Annotated in this window: 22 protein-coding genes; 10 read left to right on the forward strand and 12 right to left on the reverse strand. The window is 54.5% G+C overall.

Annotated features, from left to right (window positions below; genetic code table 11):
- Positions 1-22: 22 nt before the first annotated feature.
- Positions 23-1,591: an EAL domain-containing protein gene (locus tag VH187_RS08800; protein ID WP_329701081.1), complete on the forward strand. Its 1,569-nt coding sequence runs from the start codon at positions 23-25 to the stop codon at positions 1,589-1,591.
- Positions 1,592-1,600: 9 nt separating this feature from the next.
- Here the strand turns inward: VH187_RS08800 and VH187_RS08805 are convergent, their stop codons facing one another.
- The gene (locus tag VH187_RS08805) at positions 1,601-2,143 is read right to left on the reverse strand and encodes a TetR/AcrR family transcriptional regulator (RefSeq protein WP_329701082.1); all 543 of its coding nucleotides are present in this window, start codon (positions 2,141-2,143) and stop codon (positions 1,601-1,603) included.
- A gap of 83 nt (positions 2,144-2,226) precedes the next feature.
- Between VH187_RS08805 and VH187_RS08810 the strand changes: the two genes are divergently transcribed.
- Both VH187_RS08810 and VH187_RS08815 read left to right on the forward strand, forming a co-directional pair.
- Positions 2,227-3,429, forward strand: coding sequence for an MFS transporter (locus VH187_RS08810; RefSeq protein ID WP_329701083.1), 1,203 nt, complete (start codon positions 2,227-2,229; stop codon positions 3,427-3,429).
- Positions 3,429-4,241 carry a Cof-type HAD-IIB family hydrolase gene (locus tag VH187_RS08815; protein WP_329701084.1) on the forward strand — a complete coding sequence of 271 codons (813 nt, stop codon included), beginning with the start codon at positions 3,429-3,431 and terminating at the stop codon, positions 4,239-4,241. Before VH187_RS08810 ends, VH187_RS08815 begins: the two co-directional genes overlap by 1 nt.
- A gap of 34 nt (positions 4,242-4,275) precedes the next feature.
- On the opposite strand, the gene VH187_RS08820 is transcribed toward VH187_RS08815, so the two are convergent.
- Positions 4,276-5,505, reverse strand: coding sequence for an MFS transporter (locus VH187_RS08820; RefSeq protein ID WP_329701085.1), 1,230 nt, complete (start codon positions 5,503-5,505; stop codon positions 4,276-4,278).
- Between the two features lie 276 nt (positions 5,506-5,781).
- Here VH187_RS08820 and ybjG point away from each other — a divergent pair, with 276 nt between their 5' ends.
- Both ybjG and deoR read left to right on the forward strand, forming a co-directional pair.
- Positions 5,782-6,390 (forward strand): undecaprenyl-diphosphate phosphatase, encoded by a 609-nt coding sequence (ybjG, locus tag VH187_RS08825; protein ID WP_329701086.1) that lies wholly within the window; start codon positions 5,782-5,784, stop codon positions 6,388-6,390.
- Positions 6,391-6,464: 74 nt separating this feature from the next.
- Entirely contained in the window at positions 6,465-7,229 is a 765-nt protein-coding gene (gene deoR / locus VH187_RS08830) for a DNA-binding transcriptional repressor DeoR (protein WP_329701087.1), read from the forward strand.
- A gap of 103 nt (positions 7,230-7,332) precedes the next feature.
- Here deoR and dacC read toward each other — a convergent pair whose 3' ends face one another.
- Positions 7,333-8,541, reverse strand: a complete 1,209-nt coding sequence (gene dacC / locus VH187_RS08835; RefSeq protein WP_329701088.1) for a serine-type D-Ala-D-Ala carboxypeptidase — start codon at positions 8,539-8,541, stop codon at positions 7,333-7,335.
- 240 nt (positions 8,542-8,781) lie between these two features.
- Between dacC and VH187_RS08840 the strand changes: the two genes are divergently transcribed.
- Positions 8,782-9,408: a glutathione S-transferase family protein gene (locus VH187_RS08840; RefSeq protein WP_329701089.1), complete on the forward strand. Its 627-nt coding sequence runs from the start codon at positions 8,782-8,784 to the stop codon at positions 9,406-9,408.
- A 3-nt stretch (positions 9,409-9,411) separates the two neighbouring features.
- Here VH187_RS08840 and VH187_RS08845 read toward each other — a convergent pair whose 3' ends face one another.
- Together VH187_RS08845 and VH187_RS08850 are read right to left on the reverse strand one after the other, a co-directional pair.
- Positions 9,412-10,524, reverse strand: a complete 1,113-nt coding sequence (locus tag VH187_RS08845) for a PQQ-dependent sugar dehydrogenase (protein WP_329701090.1) — start codon at positions 10,522-10,524, stop codon at positions 9,412-9,414.
- A 108-nt stretch (positions 10,525-10,632) separates the two neighbouring features.
- On the reverse strand, positions 10,633-11,016 hold the full coding sequence (locus VH187_RS08850; protein WP_329701091.1) for a biofilm formation regulator BssR: 384 nt from the start codon (positions 11,014-11,016) through the stop codon (positions 10,633-10,635).
- Between the two features lie 245 nt (positions 11,017-11,261).
- Here VH187_RS08850 and VH187_RS08855 point away from each other — a divergent pair, with 245 nt between their 5' ends.
- Positions 11,262-11,492 carry a DUF2554 family protein gene (locus VH187_RS08855; protein WP_329701092.1) on the forward strand — a complete coding sequence of 77 codons (231 nt, stop codon included), beginning with the start codon at positions 11,262-11,264 and terminating at the stop codon, positions 11,490-11,492.
- Between the two features lie 33 nt (positions 11,493-11,525).
- On the opposite strand, the gene ampC is transcribed toward VH187_RS08855, so the two are convergent.
- Positions 11,526-12,677, reverse strand: coding sequence for a class C beta-lactamase (gene ampC / locus VH187_RS08860; RefSeq protein WP_329701338.1), 1,152 nt, complete (start codon positions 12,675-12,677; stop codon positions 11,526-11,528).
- Positions 12,678-12,867: 190 nt separating this feature from the next.
- Here ampC and rimO point away from each other — a divergent pair, with 190 nt between their 5' ends.
- On the forward strand, positions 12,868-14,193 hold the full coding sequence (gene rimO, locus VH187_RS08865; RefSeq protein WP_329701093.1) for a 30S ribosomal protein S12 methylthiotransferase RimO: 1,326 nt from the start codon (positions 12,868-12,870) through the stop codon (positions 14,191-14,193).
- A gap of 75 nt (positions 14,194-14,268) precedes the next feature.
- Here the strand turns inward: rimO and gsiD are convergent, their stop codons facing one another.
- From gsiD to iaaA, 5 genes are read right to left on the reverse strand one after another with little or no spacing between them, the layout of a single operon-like run.
- Complete coding sequence (gene gsiD / locus VH187_RS08870; protein ID WP_329701094.1) at positions 14,269-15,180, reverse strand: glutathione ABC transporter permease GsiD; 912 nt, start codon at positions 15,178-15,180, stop codon at positions 14,269-14,271.
- The gene (gene gsiC / locus VH187_RS08875) at positions 15,181-16,101 is read right to left on the reverse strand and encodes a glutathione ABC transporter permease GsiC (protein ID WP_329701095.1); all 921 of its coding nucleotides are present in this window, start codon (positions 16,099-16,101) and stop codon (positions 15,181-15,183) included. It abuts the gene before it with no gap.
- Positions 16,101-17,639 (reverse strand): glutathione ABC transporter substrate-binding protein GsiB, encoded by a 1,539-nt coding sequence (gsiB, locus tag VH187_RS08880; RefSeq protein WP_329701096.1) that lies wholly within the window; start codon positions 17,637-17,639, stop codon positions 16,101-16,103. The genes gsiC and gsiB overlap by 1 nt, the downstream gene beginning before the upstream one ends.
- Positions 17,640-17,658: 19 nt before the next feature.
- Positions 17,659-19,515 carry a glutathione ABC transporter ATP-binding protein GsiA gene (gene gsiA, locus VH187_RS08885; RefSeq protein WP_329701097.1) on the reverse strand — a complete coding sequence of 619 codons (1,857 nt, stop codon included), beginning with the start codon at positions 19,513-19,515 and terminating at the stop codon, positions 17,659-17,661.
- Positions 19,516-19,526: 11 nt separating this feature from the next.
- Complete coding sequence (gene iaaA / locus VH187_RS08890) at positions 19,527-20,465, reverse strand: beta-aspartyl-peptidase (protein WP_329701098.1); 939 nt, start codon at positions 20,463-20,465, stop codon at positions 19,527-19,529.
- 186 nt (positions 20,466-20,651) lie between these two features.
- On the opposite strand from iaaA, the gene moeA reads away from it, so the two are divergent.
- Together moeA and moeB are read left to right on the forward strand one after the other, a co-directional pair.
- Positions 20,652-21,887: a molybdopterin molybdotransferase MoeA gene (gene moeA, locus VH187_RS08895; protein ID WP_329701099.1), complete on the forward strand. Its 1,236-nt coding sequence runs from the start codon at positions 20,652-20,654 to the stop codon at positions 21,885-21,887.
- The gene (gene moeB, locus VH187_RS08900; protein ID WP_329701100.1) at positions 21,887-22,642 is read left to right on the forward strand and encodes a molybdopterin-synthase adenylyltransferase MoeB; all 756 of its coding nucleotides are present in this window, start codon (positions 21,887-21,889) and stop codon (positions 22,640-22,642) included. The genes moeA and moeB overlap by 1 nt, the downstream gene beginning before the upstream one ends.
- A gap of 49 nt (positions 22,643-22,691) precedes the next feature.
- On the opposite strand, the gene fsa is transcribed toward moeB, so the two are convergent.
- Positions 22,692-23,354 (reverse strand): fructose-6-phosphate aldolase, encoded by a 663-nt coding sequence (gene fsa / locus VH187_RS08905; protein WP_329701101.1) that lies wholly within the window; start codon positions 23,352-23,354, stop codon positions 22,692-22,694.
- Positions 23,355-23,422: the final 68 nt, after the last annotated feature.

The raw sequence follows: 23,422 nt of genomic DNA on the forward strand, positions 1-23,422 counted from the left end.
ATCAGAGTGAACAGGAATCATTATGTCCAGGCAATGTAGAGTACTCACCATCGCAGGCGTGCTCATTCTTGCAATTTGCTTACCGACAGGACTCAGCATTTGGCTGACACATCGTCAGGCCGAAAAACAATTTGCGCAGAATGTCGATACTTACGCATCGCGTGTGCTGGTCAGAACGAAATCCATTGTTTCGCAGGCCGCGACGGCACTCTCCGAAGCCAATAACTGGCAAGGCAATCCTTGTAGCCCGGAACACTTGCAGTTGATGCGTCAAGTCGCCTTCTCTCATAGCTATATTCAGGAAGTTGTATGGCTTGAGAATTCGGTCGCGAAATGCTCATCAATGCAGAGTATCAGCCTTCCTGTGACTTTTCCGGCGCCTATGCGTATCACCCAAAATGGCGAAAGCGGCTGGTATACCACCGTGAATGATCTGGGGTTAGACCACTATATGGTGGCATTAGGGCTGGGCAATTCTGTCGTCATGATCAACCCGGATTCATTTATTGATGTAGTGCCCCAAAGCGCAGCACCGATTGATTTGGCGATTGTTGGTTTAAAAAATGACACCATTTTTTCATCGAGTCATCACCTTGATACGGCCATTTTAAAACGCCTGAAGCAGCAATCAGCCCCCACACTCCATATCAATCATTCTGTGTATACCATCCGGTACTATCATGACCTGAATCTGGCGATCGTCAGTTGGTCATCGGTGGTTCCGATTGATAAATTCTGGTATCAACAATTGATGATTTGGTTGCCATTCAGCGCACTACTGAGCCTGCTGAGCGTGTTGTTGCTGATTCGCTTACTACGCCGATTAAGGTCTCCTCGCTTTCAATTGGAGGATGCCATGGCTGCAAAAGAGATCTGTGTTCACTACCAGCCGATTGTCTGCCTCAAAACGGGAAAAATCGTTGGCGCAGAAGCATTGTCACGCTGGAAATTAGCCGATGGTTCTTTCCTTTCGCCCGATATTTTTATCCCATTAGCGGAACAAACAGGGCTAATTACGACGTTAACGGAATATATTGTCACCAACGTTTTCAACGATCTCGGCAAATGGCTCCATAAGCATCCAAATATGCATATCTCTATCAACCTTGCGCCTGAAGATCTCGACTCAACGGCACTTCATGAACTCATTCGACACAATCTGCAATTATGGAAAGTTCAGCCTTCGCAAATCGCGCTAGAACTCACCGAACGACAGTTTGCGGCGCCAGAGATCAGCCAGCCGCTCATTGCCGCTTATCGTACTGAAGGACACTCCATTTATCTGGATGATTTTGGAACCGGATATTCCAGCCTGAGTTACCTGAAAGACCTGAATATTGACGTGCTCAAAATCGATAAGTCATTTATCGGCACCCTCAAGCATCAACCGGTTACACCCCATATTATTGAAATGGCGAAAACACTGCAGATGGAAATGGTCGCAGAAGGCGTTGAAACAGACGAACAACGTCAGTGGCTGTCTGAACATGGAGTACAGTTTGGGCAAGGTTGGTTATTCAGTAAAGCACGCCCTAAAACGGAATTTATCCTGTGGGCCGAAACGAATTTAAAAGACGCCTCTGCCACGTAACAGTGGCGGTTAAATCGCCGCAATTCTCCCCACCATCTGGCGGATCTCTGCTTCGCCTAGCGGCGCGCGGTCAGTCACAAAATGTAGCGTCATCCCTTCGATAAACGCGTCCAGCGCGCGGGCCGTTGCCGGGTCGAACCATTGTTCCAGTACCTGCTGGCTGCGCTGCATCCAGTTTTGCATGACGTTTTTCAATGCCGGTTTGCAGCCGACAAACGCATATAGCTGATACATCAGTTCCATATTGCGGGTCGTCGTCACCTGAGCACCGAAAATCAATTGCGTTATCGCATCGCACGCCTGCTGCGGCGAAGTCACCTCAGCAAAAAACGCCTTATATTGAATCAGCATTTCGTCCGTAAAACTGGTAAACGCCTCTTCGAGCAGCGCATCTATGCCACGGAAATAATAGGTCATTGAACCAAGCGGCACATCAGCACTGCTGGCAATTTTACGGTGCGTCACCGCCTGAATACCGTGGCGGGAAATGGTCTCCAGCGTCGCGTTTAGGATCCTTTCACGGCGATGCGGATCGTTCGGTCTGCGAGCCATACATTTTCCTTCTGCTGTTTGTGTACAAATGTACACAAGCTTGCTAGTGTTGTCTCTCCCTCTTTTTTACAGGCAGTTTACGGATGACGTCGCTTTCCTCCCGCCGGGCCCTGCAGTTGCGCATGTGGGCGCTGTTTATGTTCTTCTTTTTGCCGGGCCTGTTGATGGCTTCGTGGGCCACGCGTACGCCCGCCATCCGTGACATTCTCTCCGTTAATACTGCCGGAATGGGCATCGTGCTGTTTGGCCTGTCGATTGGGTCGATGAGCGGCATTCTCTGTTCCGCGTGGCTGGTGAAGCGTTTTGGCACACGGAAAGTCATTCGTACCACCATGTCCTGCGCGCTGGTTGGCATGGTAATGCTCAGCCTGGCGCTGTGGTGTGCTTCGCCGCTGTTTTTCGCTATGGGTTTAATGGTGTTTGGTGCCAGTTTCGGTTCTGCAGAAGTCGCGATTAATGTCGAAGGCGCAGCGGTAGAGCGCGAGATGAACAAGACCGTGCTACCCATGATGCACGGTTTTTACAGCCTCGGCACGCTGGTTGGCGCAGGTATCGGCATGGCGCTGACGGCGTTTGGACTTTCCGCAACCCTTCATATTCTGCTCGCCGCGCTGGTGGGCATTGCGCCTATCGTTATCGCCATCAAGGCCATTCCGGATGGGACCGGCAAAAACTCGGCTGAAAATAGCGCTCATCATGAAAAGGGCGTGCCATTTTATCGCGACGGGCAACTGATGCTGATTGGCGTTGTGGTGCTGGCAATGGCGTTTGCCGAAGGCTCCGCCAATGACTGGCTGCCGCTGCTGATGGTTGACGGGCATGGCTTTAGCCCCACTTCCGGTTCACTGATTTATGCAGGCTTCACGCTCGGCATGACCGTTGGGCGCTTTACCGGCGGCTGGTTTATCGACCGTTACAGCCGCGTCGCTGTGGTTCGCGCCAGCGCGATTATGGGCGCTATCGGCATCGCGCTGATTATTTTCGTCGATGTGGATTGGGTCGCGGGCGTGTCCGTCATTCTCTGGGGGCTCGGCGCATCGCTTGGTTTCCCGCTCACTATTTCTGCCGCCAGCGACACCGGCCCGGATGCGCCAACCCGCGTCAGCGTGGTCGCCACCACTGGCTATCTGGCGTTTCTGGTCGGCCCACCGTTACTCGGTTTCCTCGGCGAACATTATGGCCTGCGCTTCGCCATGCTGGCAGTGCTGTCGCTGGTCATCGTCGCCGCACTGGTGGCTCGTGCAGTAGCAAAACCCGAATCTGAATCTGTGAGGGAGAGTGCGTGATGAGCATTAAACTGATTGCCGTCGATATGGATGGCACCTTTCTCAGCGATGAGAAACGCTACAACCGGGCGCGTTTTCTGGCTCAATATCAGCAGATGAAGGAACAAGGCATTCGCTTTGTGGTTGCCAGCGGTAATCAGTACTGGCAACTGATCTCCTTCTTTCCTGAAATTGCTGATGAAATCGCGTTTGTTGCCGAAAACGGCGGCTGGGTGCAAGACGCGGGTGAAGACGTGTTCAACTGCGAGTTGCCACAAGAGCATTTCAAAAAAGTGGTCGATTTTCTGCATACCCTGCCGGATGTGGAAATCATCGCCTGCGGGAAGCGTAGTGCTTATACCCTGAATCGCTATGACGATAAACTCAAGGCAATGGCCGCGCTTTATTACCATCGCCTGGAGCTGGTCGATAGCTTCGATAATATTGACGATACGTTCCTGAAATTTGGCCTGAATCTACCCGACAGATTAGTGCCAGAAGTGCAGAAAGCACTGCATGAAGGCATCGGCGACGTGATGACCGCCGTCACCACCGGCCACGGCAACATTGACCTGATTATTCCTGGCGTACACAAAGCCAACGGCTTGCGCATTTTGCAGCAACGCTGGGGCATTGATGACAGTGAAGTGGTCACATTTGGCGACAGCGGAAACGATCTGGAAATGCTACGTCAGGCCGGCTTTGGTTTTGCGATGCAAAATGCCTGTGAAGCCGCCGTTGAGGCAGCAAATCATCGCGCGCCACACAATAACGACGAAGGCGTGTTGCAGGTGATCGACAAGGTGTTGAAGCGGGAAGCGCCGTTTAACTAGCACTGCCCGGCAATACGCCGGGCACTTTCAAAGACTACTGCTGCGAGCTGCCGACCGTTTTATCTTTCAGGAAGTAGAACGTCAACCCCAGCCACAGAATGCCGCTTGCCAGGTTAAACACGCTGAACAGACCGTTACCACCAAACTGATACGCGTGTTTGCTCACCTCGATACCAACGGTGAAAATCAGCATCTGTAACATGCCCATCGCTGCCGAAACGGTGCCTTTACTCATGTCGCTTGCGAACAGTGTCAGACGCACCAGACCCGCATTCGCCAGACCGATACCAAAGGCATACACACTCAGGCCCGCCGTCATCCACAGATAGGCGTGCGAAGATACCACCGTTGCCGCCGCAGCTAAAATAAGCCCCGCCATAATCGGCCAGCCGCCCGCAATAATGAGCCAGCGTACGGCTTTGCGGGATGTCAGCTTCGCCAGCACCAGATTGCCGAGAATTAACGCGCCAAAAATCGGCACCTGCAACATTCCGTATTCATACGTTGTGGCCTGCTCGCCACTGATAATAATCACGGGCGATTGTGCTATCCACGCCAACAGCGGCAGGCTAACGAAGCCGATTGCCAGTGAGCCGGCAACGAAACGCAGGTTTTTCAGCACCAGACCGTAGTCATGCCCCAGCTCTTTCCATGACAGTTTTTCGCCCAGACGCGTCGCTGTCTCTGGCATCGCCCGTTGCAGACCAAAGAACGAAATCAGCGCCAGAACGGCGAACAGCACAAACATGGTTTCCCACGGCGCGACGTGAACCCAAGCCGCGCCCACCAAAGGCCCGAGCAATGGCGCAATCAGTGCCACGTTCGCCATCAGCGCGGTGATTTTAATGCACACCGCCTCTTCAAAAGATTCCTGGATCGCGGCATACCCTACCGCCCCGATAAAGCACAGGCTTATCCCTTGCAGGAAACGCAGTACCGTGAATTGCTCGATGTTCTGCGCCAGCAGCGTTGCCAAACAAGTGATGATAAACCACACCACACCCGTCAACATCACCGGACGACGTCCAATACGATCCGACAGCGGCCCTAACAGCCACTGCAAGAACATACCGCCAGCCAGATAGGCGGTCATTGACGTCGGCACCCATTCCATTCCGGCGTTGAACTGTTCTACCACCGTCAACATGCCCGGTTGGATCATGTCGTTGCCGATATAAGTAGAGAATTCGTAAAGCACCAGACAGAGCGGGAAAAGTAACGCCTGACGACCGAGGCGTTTACCAGATAATGAAGGGTTGTGCATGCAATCTCTTAAAGGTGAAAAAATCGCGAGAAGTGTAATAAATGATATCGAACGACGATAGCGAAAAGTGGGGGAAACACCCTGTTACAGCACAATTTTACTCGTTTAAGGTTCGCTTAAGTTGCGCCCCCTATACTGCCGTTTCAGAAAGCAGAATTGTAAACGTTGCCTGAACAGAAATCGTAACATCCGGACAATTAAGACAATCCCCCTTTACCGCTCCGGCTGCGATTTTTAAGGTGAACATCGTCATCAAATGGTAAGAGTCCGCACGCTATGCTGGAAAATTTGAATTACTCGCTGTTTTACTGGATTAACGCCACGCCAGCCTCGCCGCAGTGGATGATTGCTATGGCGACCTTTATCGCCAAAGATCTCATCTCCATCGTCCCATTGCTGGCGGTGATATTGTGGTTGTGGGGTCCTCGTGGTCAGGTCTGCGCTCAGCGTCAGTTGGTTATCAAAGTCGCGATGGCAATCGGCATCAGCCTGCTGCTCTCCTGGATTGTCGGGCATATTTTCCCGCATGACAGACCCTTTGTTGACGGCGTGGGCTATAACTTCCTGCATCACTCGGCGGATGACTCTTTCCCAAGCGATCACGGCACGGTGATTTTCACCTTTGCACTGGCCTTTATCTTCTGGCATCGCCTGTGGTCTGGTGTGCTGTTACTGGTCATTGGCGGCGCGATTGCCTGGTCACGCGTTTACCTTGGCGTACACTGGCCACTGGATATGGTTGGAGGGTTCCTCGCAGGGCTCAGCGGGTGTCTGACAGCGCAGTTACTGTGGCATCTTTTCGGCCAAGCGCTCTACCGCCGTTTGCAAGCGGCCTACCGCTTTTGCTTCTCATTGCCAATCCGTAAAGGCTGGGTACGTGACTAAGACCCATTGCGCAGGTAAAATTGCAGCCAGACCCTCTGCCTGACGCAGAGGGCGTTGCGGCTAACAGGGGTTTTATGGAAACACGGCGCGAAGAGCGAATCAGCCAGCTTATTCAGGCTCTTAAACGTAGCGATAAGCTCCATCTGAAAGAAGCGGCGGCGTTACTCGGCGTTTCTGAAATGACCATTCGCCGTGACCTTAACAGCATCAGCGGGCCCGTGGTGTTACTCGGCGGTTACGTGGTACTTGAACCGCGCAGCGGCAGCCATTATCTGCTGAGTGACCAAAAAACACGGCTGGTTGACGAAAAGCGTCAGGCCGCACGCCTTGCGGCAAAATTACTGAAAGCCCATCAGATGGCCTTTTTTGATTGCGGCACCACCACCCCGTGGATTATCGACGCCATTGATGACGACCTGCCGTTTACCGCAGTGTGTTATTCGCTGAATACATTTCTCTCATTGCAGGAAAAACCGCTGTGTCGCGCCATTCTCTGCGGCGGGGAATTCCATGCCAGCAACGCCATTTTTAAACCACTCAGCCCACAAGATACCCTGAGCCATTTGTGCCCGGATGTTGCTTTCTATTCCGCGGCGGGCGTTCACCCCGGACACGGCGCAACCTGTTTTAATCTCGATGAATTGCCGGTGAAACACTGGGCGTTAGCCAGTGCGCAGCAACATGTGCTGGTGGTCGATCACAGTAAATTTGGCAAGGTACGACCGGCGAAGATGGGCGATTTAAGCGCCTTTGATGTGATTGCCAGCGACCGCCGTCCGGATGATGAACTGACGGCGCTGGCGAAGCAGCGTGGGATCACGCTGCTGTTCGACAAATAATACTTGCCTGGCGGCGCTACGCTTGCGCAGGCCTACAACAGCAAACCAAAACCCCGTAGGCCCGGTAAGGAGTAGCCGCCACCGGGCAATACAGACTGCGCAATTATGAGAACCAGCTACCAAACCACTGGTGGAATTTCATCAGCACAAAATCAACCATCCGGTTGAAGAAACCGCCTTCATTCACCGCTTCCATCACAATCAGCGGACGCTGTTCGATGGTTTTATCGTTCAGCTTGAAGTCGATGGTGCCAACCACCTGCCCCTTGGTCAGCGGCGCGGTCAATTGCGGTTCATTGAGACTGTAGCTCGCTTTCAGGTTTTTCAGCTGTCCGCGCGGTAACGTAATCGACCCCGCGTCCCCTGCGCCCAGTTTTGCCTGACTGCTGTCACCGTACCATACTCGCTGTTCGATAAACGTTGCGTCCGGTTTGATAGGCGTGACGGTTTCATAGAAACGGAAACCCCAGGTCAGCAGTTTTTCGGATTCATTAAAACGGATTCGGTCCGTTTTGGTGCCGAGTACCACCGCAATCAGGCGCATATCGCCCTGTTTCGCTGAAGACACCAGGTTGTAGCCCGCTCCCGCCGTCGTTCCGGTTTTTACACCGTCCGCGCCCAGGCTGTTGTTCCATAGCAGACGGTTGCGGTTCGGCTGCTTAATGTTGTTGAACGTGAACTCTTTCTCTTTGTGGATAGCGTACTCATCCGGCACGTCGTGGATCATCGCTTTGGTCAGCAAAGCCATGTCGCGCGCGGTGCTGAACTGCCCTGGCGCATCCAGACCGTGAACGGTTTTGAAGGTGGTATTGGTCAGGCCGAGCTTCTGTGAATAGCTATTCATCAGGCTGATGAACGAATCCTGACTCCCGGCGACATAATCGGCCAACGCGATACAGGCATCGTTACCGGACTGAATAATGACCCCTTTATTGAGGTTTTCAACCGACACCTGGTCGCCCGGTTTCAGGAACATCACCGACGAACCGCGCAGCGCCGGATTACCCGTCGCCCAGGCGTCTTTGCCAATAGTGACCATATCGGTCATTTTGATTTTATTGGCTTTAATCGCCTGACCGACCACGTAACTGGTCATAATTTTGGTCAGACTGGCCGGGTCGAGCTTGTCATCAGCATTGCCTTCGCTCAGCACTTTGCCGCTGGCGTAATCCATCAGGATCCAGGCTTTGGCATCTACCGGCGGGGCTTCCGGTTGTTGAACAGCATCAGCCGCCTGCAAAGCAGGAGCCACGAGAAGTAAAAGCAAGGAGCCTGCCGCCAGGCCGCGGGGAAAAACAACAGTTCGCGTCATAAGAGCCACCCAAGTATCCATTCCAAAAAACACGCTACGTCACCGACGCCGTGCAACAACAGGCGGTGAGTAATAACGTAGAAATGACCTTAAAGAAACAATGCGTTGGTAAAGTTTTTAAAGTTTACGCAAGAACGACGCTTTATGTTGAAAACGGGGCGATTTTTTTGATCGCGGTTGTGTGAACGTTGAATTTAACCCACCATGAAGATTCGAAAATGTGCTTATTACGGAGTGACAATGATTACGCTGTGGGGCAGAAACAACTCAACAAATGTCAAAAAGGTCCGCTGGACGCTGGAAGAGCTTGGGCTTTCTTACGATCAAATCCTCGCCGGGCTGGAATTCGGCTTAAATCATGACGCAGACTATCTCGCCAAAAATCCAAACGGACTGGTACCGCTGCTGCATGATGATGCCGAAAATATCACGTTGTGGGAATCGAACACCATCGTGCGTTATCTGGCTGCACAGTACGGACAAAATAGCCTCTGGCAGGAACATCCGGCCAAACGCGCACAGGGGGAAAAGTGGATGGACTGGGCCAATGGCACGCTCTCCCCGATGCACAGGGTTATCCTGATGGGTCTGGTCAGAACGCCACCGGAACAACGCGACCACGCCGCTATTGACGCGGGCATCGCGCAGTGTGAAAAGCTGTTCGTCATTCTGGATGCAGCCCTTGCCGAATCCACATGGCTTTCCGGCGACGAGTTTGGCACGGGCGATATCGCCGTTGCCCCGTTCATCTATAACCTGATGGAAACGGTGAAAACCTGGCAGCCGCACCCGAACTTACAGCGCTGGTATCAGCAACTGTCACGTCGCCCGGCTTATCAAAATGTGGTGATGATCCCGGTCACCTGATGCTCAGGGTGTTGGGCTAACCCTTAACAGCTCGCCATCGGACTCGTCGGTTAACACGTATAAATAGCCGTCGGGTCCGACACGAACATCACGAATGCGTTGTTTTCTGTCTGCCAATATACGCTCCTCTTCTGTCACTTTATTACCGTCGACATTAAGCACGATCACCGACTCATCCTTCAAAGCGCCAATAAACAGTTTGTGTTGCCACTGCGGGAACTTGCTGGCGCTATAGAACGCCATCCCGCTCACCGCAGGTGATTGCTTCCAGTAAAAAATCGGCGCTTCGGTGCCCGCCACTTTCTCACCCTTTGCTTCAGGGATCGGTAGACCGCTGTAGTTGATGCCGTGCGTTGCCAGCGGCCAGCCGTAATTTTCCCCACGCTCAGGAATGTTGATTTCATCGCCGCCGCGCGGGCCGTGCTCATTCAGCCACAGGGCATGACTCCATGGGTTCATCGCCATACCCTGCGGATTGCGAATACCGTATGACCAGATCTCAGGCCGCGCGCCCGGCTGTTTCACAAAAGGATTGTCTGTCGGTACTTTGCCGTTCTCTGTCAGGCGCACCACATTGCCCTGCAATTTATCGAGATCTTGCGCGGTGGCGCGCTGATTATTCTCGCCGAGGCCGATATAGAGGTAACCTTTGCCATCGAACACCAGCCTTCCGCCAAAATGATTGCCGGTAGACAGTTTCGGCATTTGCCGGAACACCACCTGGAACGCCTCGATACGCGATAAATCATCGCTCAGCCGTCCATAACCCACCGCCGTACCCGCTTTGCCATCATCACCCACTTCCGCGTAACTCAGCCACACGCGCCGTGATTGGGCAAAATCTGGTGCTAACACCACATCCAGCAGCCCGCCCTGCCCGTTGGCCCATACACGCGGAATACCAACAAGGGGATCCGACAGCCCTTTTCCTTCCTGCCATAAGCGTAACTGCCCGCCACGTAGGGTAATCAGCAGCCCTTTGTTGTCAGGCAGAAACGCCATCGACCACGGATGATCCAGTTTGCGTTGCAACACATTCACCCGAACATCGGCAGCAAACAATGCGGGTGACACCAGCAAAGTTCCCAGAAGTAAACTCAGAGCAAAACGGGGCATAGAAAGCTCCTTTCACGGCGAATGCGTTAAGGGTAGCCAGCGTATCGGACGAAGTTGAGATTTTTACAAAAACTTAACCATGAGGGGGAGTCGCCTCCCCCGGAGATGTCAGGCGTGCGCCAGCGGCGCAGATTTATTCATCACCTGAATATTGGTCGATAGGATATCGAGACAGCGTTGTAGCGCATCGGGGTTAACCGCAATGAACGAAGGGCAGTCGTGGTGCCCGGTCAGCAGACACACCGCAGCGGAAGCCAGAGCTTCTCCGGCAGTGTGTAACGCCTCATTTTGAGCAGACGTTAACGATGATGAAAGCGCCGCCGCGTTATGACGCAGCTCGCCGCAGAGTTCAAACAAGTTTTCCCGCAGATGGTCATTATCGCTGACTGACATATACCCTTTTGCCCGCCTGAGTTGCAGATAGGTGGCGAGATCAATTTGCACATTAACCAATTTATTCAACAGGTTGTGGAATAGTCTGTCAACGTTCATACCTTTCCTCCTGTGTCGTCCAATGTCACAATTATAGTATGGTCATTTTTTGTGCATAGTGATGCATCAGATCAAAAATTCATCGCGAATTTACACTCATTTAAACTGCATTGATTGACGGCAATCGCTTTAACCTGGCGGCACAAAAAATCAACAGTTGTTGAAGCTTTGTTTGGAAAACTGAATAGTCACGCACCGCAACGATTGATATAGTGCGCCGGTCGTCACAACAAAACGGTGCAAAAATGTTCAAAAAAGGGTTATCTGTGGTTTTGCTGGTGTGTGCGCTTTTTTCCGGGCAACTGATGGCGATCGGCCACGGGCATGAGTTTTATCAGATCCAAAATGCCGATCATTTGCTGCGTCACGTTGCGGACAGCGATGATATTCGGGCCAGATCGAGAGAAGCGGCCGATGAGCTACGTGAAGGTAGTCATAGCGTGAAAGACCGCAAACCTGAGGTGATTCATTTTTGAAAGTTCCTCCCCACTACGGGGAGGAAAAGAAACTTACTGCAATGCGTTGAGAATTTGCCAGGCCGCAGTAATGCGTACCGGGTTCGGGTAGTTCTTATTCGCCAGCATCACAATGCCGAGCTGTTTCTCTGGCACAAACGCGATATAGGAGCCAAAACCTCCGGTGCTGCCGGTTTTATGCAACCAGGTTGCTGGCGTCATCGGACGTGGTGAGGTTTGCAATTTCGCAGGGTTTGCTTTCAAAGCGATACCGTTACTGCTGGCTTCAATCACCTGCTGTGCATTAATTGGCCACGGATACATTTCCCAGCCCAGCCCCTGATACATATCACCGATTTTGTAATAACCGCTTTGCGCCGTACCGATGGCTTTTTTCAGCGTGGCATCACCCGCAGGTAGTTTTTCCGGCGCGATGTTCGCCTGCATAAACGTCGCCATATCGCGGATGCTGGTTTTCACGCCATACGCCTCGGCATCAAGCATACCCGGCGTTACGTGTACCGGTTTATCCTTGCTATAACCCCACGCGTAATTCGTTTTTTCGACTTCCGGTACGGTGATAAAGGTGTGGTCTAATTTCAGCGGTTGGAAAACATTCTTTTGCATGAACTGTTCGAAGCTCAGCCCGCTCTTACTCACCGCTAATGCCCCAAACAGGCCAATACTGGCGTTAGAGTAATTGCGCATCGTTCCCGGCTTGTACTCAGGCTGCCAGGTGTTGTAGTAACGCCACAGCGCGTTTTCATCCGTCACTTCGTCCGGCACCTGCAACGGCAAACCACCCGCAGTGTAGGTCGCCAACTCCAGCATCGTGATTTTCTGCCAAAGTGGCGCTGTCAGCGCTTTGTTGTGCTCGGCTGCCGGGTCACTCAGCTTCATTATCCCACTTTGCACCGCGTAACCGCCCGCCGTGCCAGTAAAGGTTTTACTGACCGATCCCAGTTCAAATAAAGTCTGATCCGTAACAGGAAGGTTTGCTTTCACATCTGCCAGTCCGTACTGGAAAAAATACGGTTTGCCCTGATAAATTACTGCCACCGCCATGCCCGGGATCTGCTGTTTTTCCAGAAGCGGCTTAATTGTGCCGTCGACAATCTGCTGCAATTTTTGCGCGGAAACCGGCTCTGACGCATTCACCGCCAATGGCGTAGCAAGCAATGCCGCTGCAAAGCAAAGTGCGCTCATGCGCGGGCGTGTCGAGACAGAAATGGGTTTGTTCGTCGTCATTTTCCCTCCTGATAAACGAAACTGAATGGTCATCCCGCGTCATTAAGCCGAAAACCGGCCCGGGCTGCAATTATCCAGTACAAATTTGTCGTCGACCTCTGTAGAATCCCTGCCCTATCCCTTCCCTAAATTGAATACTTTTTAAGCTATGAGCAATGTCACACAGCAGCCGAAAATCGGCTTCGTCTCTCTGGGCTGTCCTAAAAACCTGGTGGACTCTGAACGCATCCTGACCGAACTGCGCACCGAAGGCTATGACGTGGTGCCAAGCTACGACAACGCCGATATGGTTATCGTCAACACCTGCGGCTTTATCGATAGCGCGGTGCAGGAATCCCTGGAAGCCATCGGCGAAGCGCTGAAAGAGAACGGCAAGGTGATTGTTACCGGTTGTCTCGGTGCGAAGGTCGATCAGATTCGCGAAGTGCACCCAAAAGTGCTGGAAATCACCGGACCGCACAGCTATGAGCAGGTGCTGGAACATGTGCACCATTATGTGCCAAAACCACAGCACAACCCGTTCCTGAGCCTGGTGCCGGAGCAGGGTGTGAAGCTGACGCCGCGTCATTATGCGTACTTAAAAATTTCCGAAGGCTGCAACCATCGCTGCACCTTCTGCATTATCCCGTCGATGCGTGGCGATCTCGACAGCCGCCCGATTGGCGATGTGCTGTCTGAAGCCAAGCGTCTGGTTGATGCCGGCGTGAAAGAGCTGCTGGTGATTTCCCAGGACACCTCCGCCTATGGCGTTGACGTGAAACACCGCACCGGTTTCCACGACGGCGAGCCGGTAAAAACCAGCATGGTCGGCCTGTGCGAGCAGTTAGCGAAGCTCGGCGTGTGGGTACGTCTGCACTACGTTTATCCATATCCGCACGTGGACGATGTGATCCCGTTGATGGCAGAAGGCAAAATCCTGCCGTACCTCGATATCCCACTGCAACACGCCAGCCCGCGTATTCTCAAGCTGATGAAGCGTCCTGGCTCTGTCGATCGCCAACTGGCGCGCATCAAACAGTGGCGTGAAATCTGCCCGGACCTGACTCTGCGCTCGACCTTTATCGTTGGCTTCCCTGGTGAAACCGAGGAAGATTTCCAGATGCTGCTCGATTTCCTGAAAGAAGCGCGTCTGGATCGCGTTGGCTGCTTCAAATACAGCCCGGTCGAAGGCGCTACCGCGAATGAACTGGAAGGTCAGGTTCCGGAAGAAGTGAAAGAAGAGCGCTGGAACCGCTTTATGCAGCTGCAACAGCAGATTTCTGCCGAGCGCCTGCAAGAGAAAGTGGGCCGCGAAATTATGGTTATTATCGACGAAGTCGACGAAGAAGGTGCGATTGGCCGCAGTATGGCTGATGCCCCTGAAATCGACGGCGCGGTGTACCTGAACGGCGAAACGCGCGCGAAGCCAGGCGACGTGCTGCGTGTGAAAGTCGAACACGCCGACGAGTACGATCTGTGGGGTTCACGAGTTTAATCGCATTCACCCGGCGATCCTCTCGCCGGGTTATTTTGCCTGATGGCGCGATGCTTATCAGGCTTTGTATTCTCCCTACCCCTTTATCTTCGGATCCAGCGCATCGCGCAGGCCATCGCCCAACAGATTAAACGCCAGCACCGTCAGAAATATCGCCAACGCCGGGAACAGCGCCACATGCGGAGACATCACCATATCCGCACGCGCTTCGTTGAGCATCGCGCCCCATTCCGGCGTCGGCGGCTGCGCGCCAAGCCCGAGAAATGAGAGGCTCGCGGCTGAGATTATCGACACGCCAATACGCATCGTGAAATAGACCACAATCGACGACACCGTGCCGGGCAGAATATGACGAAAGATAATGGTGCTGTCGCTTGCGCCAATACTGCGTGACGATTCGATAAACGTTTGCTGTTTCAACACCAGCGTATTACCCCGCACCAGACGCGCAAACGCCGGAACAGAGAATATCGCCACGGCAATGATCACGTTCGACATGCCGCTGCCCATCACCGCCACCACCGCAATTGCCAGCAGTATGCCCGGGAAAGCGAACAGCACGTCGCAAATACGCATGATGATGCGATCCCACCAGCCTTCGTAATAGCCTGCGAGTAGCCCCATTACCGTGCCGACAACTGCGCCAATCAAAACGGCGAAGACACCTGCGGCAAGAGAAATCTGCGCGCCAACTAACACACGACTAAAAATGTCACGCCCGAGCGAATCGACGCCAAACCAATGCATCATCGACGGGCCGTCGTTCAGCCGGTCATAATCGAAGTAGTTTTCCGCATCGAACGGCGCTATCCACGGAGCGACTATCGCGACAACAATCAGCAATAGCACAAAAATAGCTGCCGCCATGGCCACCGGTTGCTTGCAGAATTTACGCCAGAATTCATGCCACGGCGTGCGCACTTGCCCGGGAACCACGCCGGGCAGCGCGTTGATGACAACCTGACGTCGCCAGTTTAAAAGTCGCACTTACTTGTACCTGATTGCCGGGTTGATGGCGGCATACAGCACGTCCACCACCAGATTAATAAGAATAAACTCCAGCGAAAAGAGCAGAACTTCCGCCTGAATCACCGGATAATCGCGCATTTCCACCGAATCGACCAGCAAGCGCCCCAGCCCCGGCCAGTTAAACACTTTTTCGACCACAATCGATCCACCGAGCAGAAAACCAAATTGCAGGCCCATCATGGTGACGACCGGGATCATCGCGTTGCGCAGACCGTGTTTGAGCACCACCCAGGTTTCGCTCACGCCTTTGGCGCGCGCGGTGCGCATGTAGTCTTCGTTGAGCACATCCACAAACGAGGCGCGGGCGAAGCGGGCCATCACCGCTGCCACCGCAGCACCGAGGGTAATTGACGGCAGAATGTAGTGCTGCCAACTGTCGGCTCCGACTGTCGGCAGCCAACCAAGCTGGACGGAAAATACCTGCATCAGCAACATTCCCAGCGCGAACGCAGGGAAAGAAATGCCAGTCACCGCAATCGCCATGCCGAGCCTGTCCGGCCAGCGATTACGCCAGACGGCGGCCGCTATGCCCATTGCCATTCCGAAAACCACCGCCCAAATCATGCTGCTGAGCGTCAGCCACAGCGTCGGCATAAAGCGGCTGGCAATCTCTTCCGACACCGGCCTGCGCGACACCATCGACATGCCAAAATCGCCCTGTACCACATTGGCGATGTAGTGCCCGAACTGCATGTACAGCGGCTGGTCCAGCCCTAACTGCTGGCGCACCATGCCGACCACCTGCGCATCCGCTTCCGGCCCGGCAATCAAACGCGCCGGGTCACCTGGCAGCAGATGCACAAACAGAAACACCAACACTGCCACAATAAGCAGTGTTGGGATCAGGCCGAGTAGTCTTTTAATGACATAGTTAAACATTACTTCAGGTCAGCTTCGTCAAAACTGAATCCGGTATCTGGCATGATGTAGAACCCGGTCAGGTTTTTGCTGTGTGCGGAAACCAGTTTCTCGACCACCAACGGCACCCACGGTGACTCTTTCCAGATAGTGTCCTGCGCCTCTTTGTACAGGCGCTCTTTCTCTTTCGGATCGTTGGTTTTCAGTGCTCCGGTGAGATCTTTATCGACCTGAGGATTACTGTAAAACGCGGTGTTGAACAGCGTTGGCGGCCAGTTCTGCGAAGCAAACAGCGGCGACAGCGCCCAGTCGGCCTCACCCGTCGAGGCGGTCCAGCCGGTGTAGAACATTCTCACCCCGCTCTCTTTCTGCCCTTTGGCTTCCACTTCGGACGCACGCTGACCCGCGTCCATCGCCGTCACCTGCGCTTTAATACCGACCTGCGCCAGTTGCTGTTGAGTGAACTGCAAGACTTTCTGCGCGGTGCTGTGGTTATGCGACGACCAAAGCGTGGTGCTGAAACCGTTCGGGAATCCGGCCTCTTTCAGCAATGCGCGCGCTTTAGCAGGATCGTACGGCCACGGTTTGTAGCTTTGTGAATAGGCAATGGATGGCGGCAACACGCCGGTTGCAGGCGTCGCATAACCGGCAAAAGCGACTTTCACCAGCGCCTGACGGTTAATGGCGTAGTTGATCGCCTCGCGCACTTTTGGGTTATCAAACGGCTTTTGGGTGACGTTCATGCTGATGTAGCGCTGCATGATGGACGGGCTCGCCACCAGTTCCAGCTTGCTGTTTTTCTCAAGCAGAGGCGCTTGCTCGTAAGGGATCGGGAACGCAAACTGCGCTTCGCCGGTTTGCAGCATCGCCGCGCGAGTGTTGTTATCGACCACCGGACGCCAGGTGATGGTATCGAGTTTCGGCAGCCCTTGCTGCCAGTAACCCGCGAATTTCTTCACCTTCACAAAATCGGTCTGGTTCCAGGTGTCCAGTTGATACGGCCCGGTGCCGACCGGGTGGAACCCAATCTCTTTGCCGTATTTTTTCAACGCCGTCGGGGAAATCATCGCCGTCGCCGGATGGGCCAGAATATTGATGAACGCCGAGAACGGTTGTTTGAGGGTAATTTTCACCGTCTGCGGGTCAACCGCTTCGGTACTGGCGATGTTTTTGTACAGGTTGTAGCGCTTGAGATGATTATCCGGATTGCTGGCGCGGTCGAGGTTGACCTTCACGGCTTCGGCATTGAAATCGGTTCCGTCCTGGAACTTCACGCCGGAACGCAGTTTGAGGGTATACACCAGCCCATCGTCAGAGACCGTGTAGCTTTCTGCCAGCACGTTGTGCATTTTCATGTCTTTATCGAGGCCAAACAGCCCCTGATAGAACGATTTCGCCACCGCCTGCGAGAGCGTGTCGTTCGCGTCATACGGATCCAGCGTGGTGAAATTCGACCCTACCGCCACCACCACATCTTTTGCCGCAAAAGCAGGCGCTGTAGCCAGGGCGGAAACAACACCCAATGCCAGCAGCCATTTACCTGAAATCTGTTGTGTCATGTTGTTGTTCTCCTGATTATTATTGGCGAGACAGCGCGCTGGGGGTCTCTTCCCGGGCGACGAAATGCCCCGGACTGACCTGAACCAACCGCACGCTGGCAATCTCTTCACCCTGCGGATAAATATTGCCGGGCAACTCATCGGACAGCAGCACCCGCTGTGGCCGACGATGCGTTGGGTCGGCGACCGGCACCGCGGCCATGAGTTTGCGCGTGTAAGGGTGCTGCGGATTTTCGAATACGGCGCTGCGTGGCCCCATTTCGACAATCCTTCCACGGTACATCACCGCGACGCGGTGGCTGATGCGTTCCACCACCGCCATATCATGAGAAATGAACAAATACGCCATGCCCATTTCCCGCTGCAAATCGAGCAACAAATTGATGATTTGCGCGCGAATCGAGACATCAAGCGCCGAAACCGCTTCGTCGGCAATCACCACTTTAGGGTTCAGCGCCAGCGCACGCGCAATGCAAATACGCTGACGCTGGCCACCAGAAAATTCATGCGGATAACGCCAGGCGTGTTCCGGTTGAAGTCCAACACGCTGCAGCAACCACGCCAGACGGCGCTGGGCGTCGGCTTCCGACATAATGTTATGCACGCGCAACGGTTCAAGAATCGAATACCCCACGGTCTGACGCGGATCGAGCGAGGCCCACGGATCCTGAAAGATAAATTGAATATCACGACGCAGCGGCTGGAGTTGGCTGTCAGCCAGCGTATCAATTCGCGCGCCGTTGAACGTAATGCTGCCGCTTTGCGATTCGACTAAGCGCAACAACGCACGCCCGGTGGTGGATTTGCCGGAGCCCGATTCGCCGACCAGCGCCAGCGTTTCCCCCGGCCATAAATCAAAACTCACCTTTTCAACGGCGTGAACTTCACGGGTCACGCGATTGAAAATTCCGCTGCGTAGTGGAAAACGGGTGACCAAATCACGCACCTTTAAAATCGGCTCGCCGGGAACGACGGTATCTTGCTCTTCAGTCTGCGCGTCGGAATTCAACAACGGGAAACTGCGTGGGAGCGACGTGCCACGCATGGATCCCAACGTCGGCACCGCCGCCAGCAGCGCCTGGGTGTACGGGTGTTTCGGCGCATTGAATATTTGCTCTACGCTGCCCGTTTCCACCGCTTCGCCCTGATACATCACCAGCACGCGATCGGCGATATCAGCCACCACGCCCATGTCGTGAGTGATAAAAATCACTCCCATTTCCATCTCTTTTTGCAGCACGTCGATAAGCTGCAAAATTTGCGCCTGAATAGTGACGTCAAGCGCCGTCGTCGGTTCGTCGGCAATCAACACCGCCGGACGACAAGACAACGCCATCGCAATCATCACGCGCTGACGCATGCCGCCGGAAAGCTGATGCGGGTAACGTTTCAGTACGGTTTCCGATTCAGGAATGCGCACCTGATCGAGCATCTTTTTCGCGGCTTTCAGCGCGTCGTCGCGTCCTAGGCCTTGATGTAAACGGATCGATTCGGCAATTTGCTCACCCACGGTATACACCGGGTTGAGGGAGGTCATCGGCTCCTGGAACACCATCGCGATGTCTGCGCCGCGCACGTGACGCATTTGCGAAGCACTCTGCGCGTTCACGTCGATGACTTCACGATTACGTCGCCGCAACAGAAGGGATTCGCTGCTCACCACGCCGCCGGACTGTTCCAGCAAACGCATCAACGCCAGTGCGGTCACTGATTTTCCGGAGCCAGATTCGCCGACAATCGCCAGCGTTTCGCCGCGTTTCAGGCTGAATGAGAGATGATTCACCGCTGAAACGGTTTGATTTTCCTGCGGGAAAGCGATGTTGAGATCACGCACCACCAGCACGTCGTTGGTGTCGATTTCAGGGTGATGCGGCACGTTTCCTCCTGTCACCGGTAAATGCCCACCGTAGAGGTGTCGCCCGCATAGGCATACGCGCGGTACATACCTTCGCTGTTGAAAGGTAATGCCACGTTGCCTTCACGATCGATAGCAATCAAGCCACCGCTGCCGCCGAGCGCCGGGAGTTTTTCCATCACCACGCGCTCGCAGGCATCCTGCAAACTCACGTTGCTGTACTCCATCAACGCCGAAATATCGTAGGCCGCGAGCGTGCGCATAAAAACTTCGCCCGTGCCGGTGCAAGAAACCGCCACGCTGGCGTTATTGGCGTAGCAGCCTGCGCCAGGAAGCGGTGAATCGCCCACGCGTCCCGGTAATTTATTGGTCATTCCGCCTGTCGATGTGGCGGCCGCGAGATTGCCCGCCAGATCAAGTGCTACAGCGCCCACCGTGCCCATTTTGCTGCGTTCATCAAGCGGAGCGCCGCCGTGATCGAGGCGTGTTTCACCTGCTTCCTGCGCCTGACGGAGTTGATAAAGCCGTTCCGGGGTTGAAAACAGATCGTTACTGACTTTTTCCATGCCGTGACGAAAAGCAAAATTTTCTGCTCCCTCGCCAATCAACAACACATGCGGGCTTTGTTCCAGCACCGTTCGGGCCGCCAGAATAGGGTTACGCAGATGCTTAACCCCCGCCACTGCACCTGCGTGTAACGAGTAGCCATCCATCACACAGGCATCGAGTTCGTGGGTTTCGTCGGCGGTGAAAACAGCGCCGATCCCGGCGTTGAATAACGGGCACTCTTCCAGCAAACGCACGGCCTCCGTCACGACATCAAGCGCGCTGGCCCCTTGCTCCAGCAGCTTCTGACCCGCTTCGACGACAGAAGAGAGCGCCGTTACATATTCTTGTTCACGTTCCGGCGACAAACTGGCGCGGGAGATCGCCCCGGCCCCGCCATGAATGGCGATCACTGCTTTACTCATTGCGCCCTTCCTTCGGCTGTCGACAGGCTTTTTCTATAAATATCATTATTGTGCCGATTAACTTATATGTTTTTTGAATATAGAAAGTGCCATCGGTACTGTAAAGCCCAACACGCCATGACATACAGTCCGGGGCGCTTTTCTGCCATAATGGGCGCAACAGACGAATTGTCGCAGGAGTAAATAATGGATTTTAACGCCGGACTGATGCCGCTTGATGTGGCGCTGACGCAGATGCTTGACCGCCTTTCCCCGCTGAATGACACCGAAATGCTGCCGCTGGTGCGGGCTTTTGGTCGCATTACCGCCAAAGACGTGGTCTCCCCGCTCGACGTGCCGGGTTTTGATAATTCGGCTATGGACGGGTATGCGGTTCGCCTGGCGGATCTTGCTGACGGGAAAGCGCTGCCGCTGGCGGGTAAAGCCTTTGCCGGTCAACCCTTTGATGGCGAATGGCCAGCAGGAACCTGCGTGCGCATTATGACCGGTGCACCCGTGCCGCAAGGCTGTGACGCGGTCGTGATGCAGGAAGAAACGGAACAAACCGACGACGGCGTGCGTTTTACCGCTAACGTCAAAGCAGGTCAAAACATTCGCCTGCGTGGTGAAGATATCACCGCAGGTCACGCCGTTTTCCCACGCGGCACGCGCCTGACCGTTTCCGAATTGCCAGTGCTGGCGTCGCTCGGCATCGCTGACGTGGAAGTGGTGCGCAAAGTGCGTGTGGCGGTGTTCTCTACCGGAGACGAGCTGAAATTACCCGGCGAGCCGTTGGCTGCAGGACAGATTTACGACACCAATCGCCTGGCAGTACATCTGATGCTGGAACAGCTCGGCTGCGACGTGATTAATCTCGGCATTATTCCTGACGATCAGGACCAGCTGCGCGCGGCCTTTATCGAAGCCGATCGTCAGGCTGATGTGGTTATCAGTTCCGGCGGCGTGTCGGTTGGCGAAGCGGATTACACCAAAACCATTCTTGATGAACTCGGCGAGATCGCGTTCTGGAAGCTGGCTATCAAACCAGGAAAACCTTTTGCCTTCGGCAAGCTGAGCCATAGCTGGTTCTGCGGCCTGCCAGGCAATCCGGTTTCTGCCGCACTAACGTTCTATCAGCTAGTTCAACCGCTGCTGGCGAAACTGAGCGGTAACCCGGCTTCTGGTTTGCCACCGCGTCTGCGCGTGCAAACCTCCTCTCGCCTGAAAAAATCGCCGGGCCGTCTCGATTTCCAGCGCGGCGTACTGACCCGTAACGCGGAAGGTGATTTAACCGTCGCGACAACCGGACATCAGGGTTCGCACGTGTTCAGCTCTTTCAGCCAGGGTAACTGTTTTATCGTGCTGGAACGCGATCGCGGTCACGTGGAAGCTGGCGAATGGGTGGAAGTCGAGCCGTTTAACGCGCTGTTTGGAGGCCTGTAATGAGCGTGGAACTGAGCGATGCGGAGATGCTGCGCTACAACCGGCAAATCGTGTTGCGCGGTTTCGATTTTGACGGTCAGGAGCGGCTAAAAGATTCGCGTTTACTGGTCGTGGGCCTCGGCGGCCTCGGCTGCGCGGCAGCGCAATATCTGGCGGCGGCAGGCGTCGGGCAGATGACACTGCTCGATTTCGATACCGTGTCGCTGTCGAATTTACAGCGCCAGACGCTGCACAGCGATGCGACAATCGATGTGCCGAAAGTGGATTCTGCCCGTGATGCGCTGGCGCGTATCAACCCGAACGTGCAGTTCACCTGCATCAACGCTCAGTTGGATGAAAACGCACTGGCTGAACAGATAGCCGCGCACGATGTGGTGCTCGACTGTACCGACAACGTGGCGATCCGTAATCAGCTCAACGCCGGCTGTTTTCAGCACAAGACGCCGCTGGTGTCCGGGGCGGCAATCCGCATGGAAGGGCAAATCAGCGTGTTTACGTATCAGGACGGCGAGCCGTGCTATCGCTGCCTCAGCCGCCTGTTCGGCGAGAACGCCCTCACCTGCGTGGAAGCGGGTGTGATGGCACCTTTGGTTGGGGTGATCGGTTCGTTGCAGGCGATGGAAGCGATTAAATTATTAACCGCCTACGGCACGCCTGCTGCCGGGAAAATTGTCATGTACGACGCCATGACCTGTCAGTTTCGCGAGATGAAATTGATGCGCTATGTGGGGTGTGAGGTGTGTGGTTCGAAGTAATGCTGTTGCCCGGTGGCGCTAACGCTGACCGGGCCTACAAACTAAATCGTTACAGCGTCGTGCGACCAAACGCGCCCAACCAGTCCTGCTCAAACTTATCAATCGCCGCATCGACCGCCGGAGAGGCGATAAACTGCTGCGCGACATCCAGCGGCAGCGTGATCGACTGACAGCCCACCAACAGGCAGTCCAGCGCCTGACGCGGGGTTTTGAAGCTCGCCGCCAGCACTTTAGACTCCGGTGCATGCAGTTCCAGTAATTGCTGCAACTCTTCCACGCTGCGGATCCCGCTGCCGCCTTGTGCGTCGATACGGTTCACATATGGCGCAACATATTCCGCCCCTGCCAGCGCCGCCAACATGCCCTGCGCCGCGCCGTACACTGCCGTACCGAGTGTTGGGATGCCTTCCGCTTTCAGCATTTTAATGGCCGCCAGCCCCTCTGCCGTCACCGGCACTTTCACCACGATATCAGCAATAATGTCGCGCAGTTTGCGGGCGTCATTCACCATCCCTTCTGCGGTGTTAGCCATCACCTGAGCAAACAGACGTCCCTGCCCGCCGAGTGCGTCCTGCAGTTCTGGCAACAGCTTTTCCAGCGGTTTCTTTCCTGCGGCGACAATACTTGGGTTAGTCGTGACACCCGCCAGCGGGAAAATGCGGGCCAGTTTCTTGACCGCCGCAACATCAGAAGTGTCGAGATAGAGTTCCATAACGGTTCCTTAAATGGTGAGATTCTGCATGCTTTAAGACTAACACGCCGCAACCGCTCGCTTTGTTG

Origin of the sequence: Scandinavium sp. (assembly GCF_036271055.1) — a bacterium.
GTDB lineage: Bacteria > Pseudomonadota > Gammaproteobacteria > Enterobacterales > Enterobacteriaceae > Scandinavium.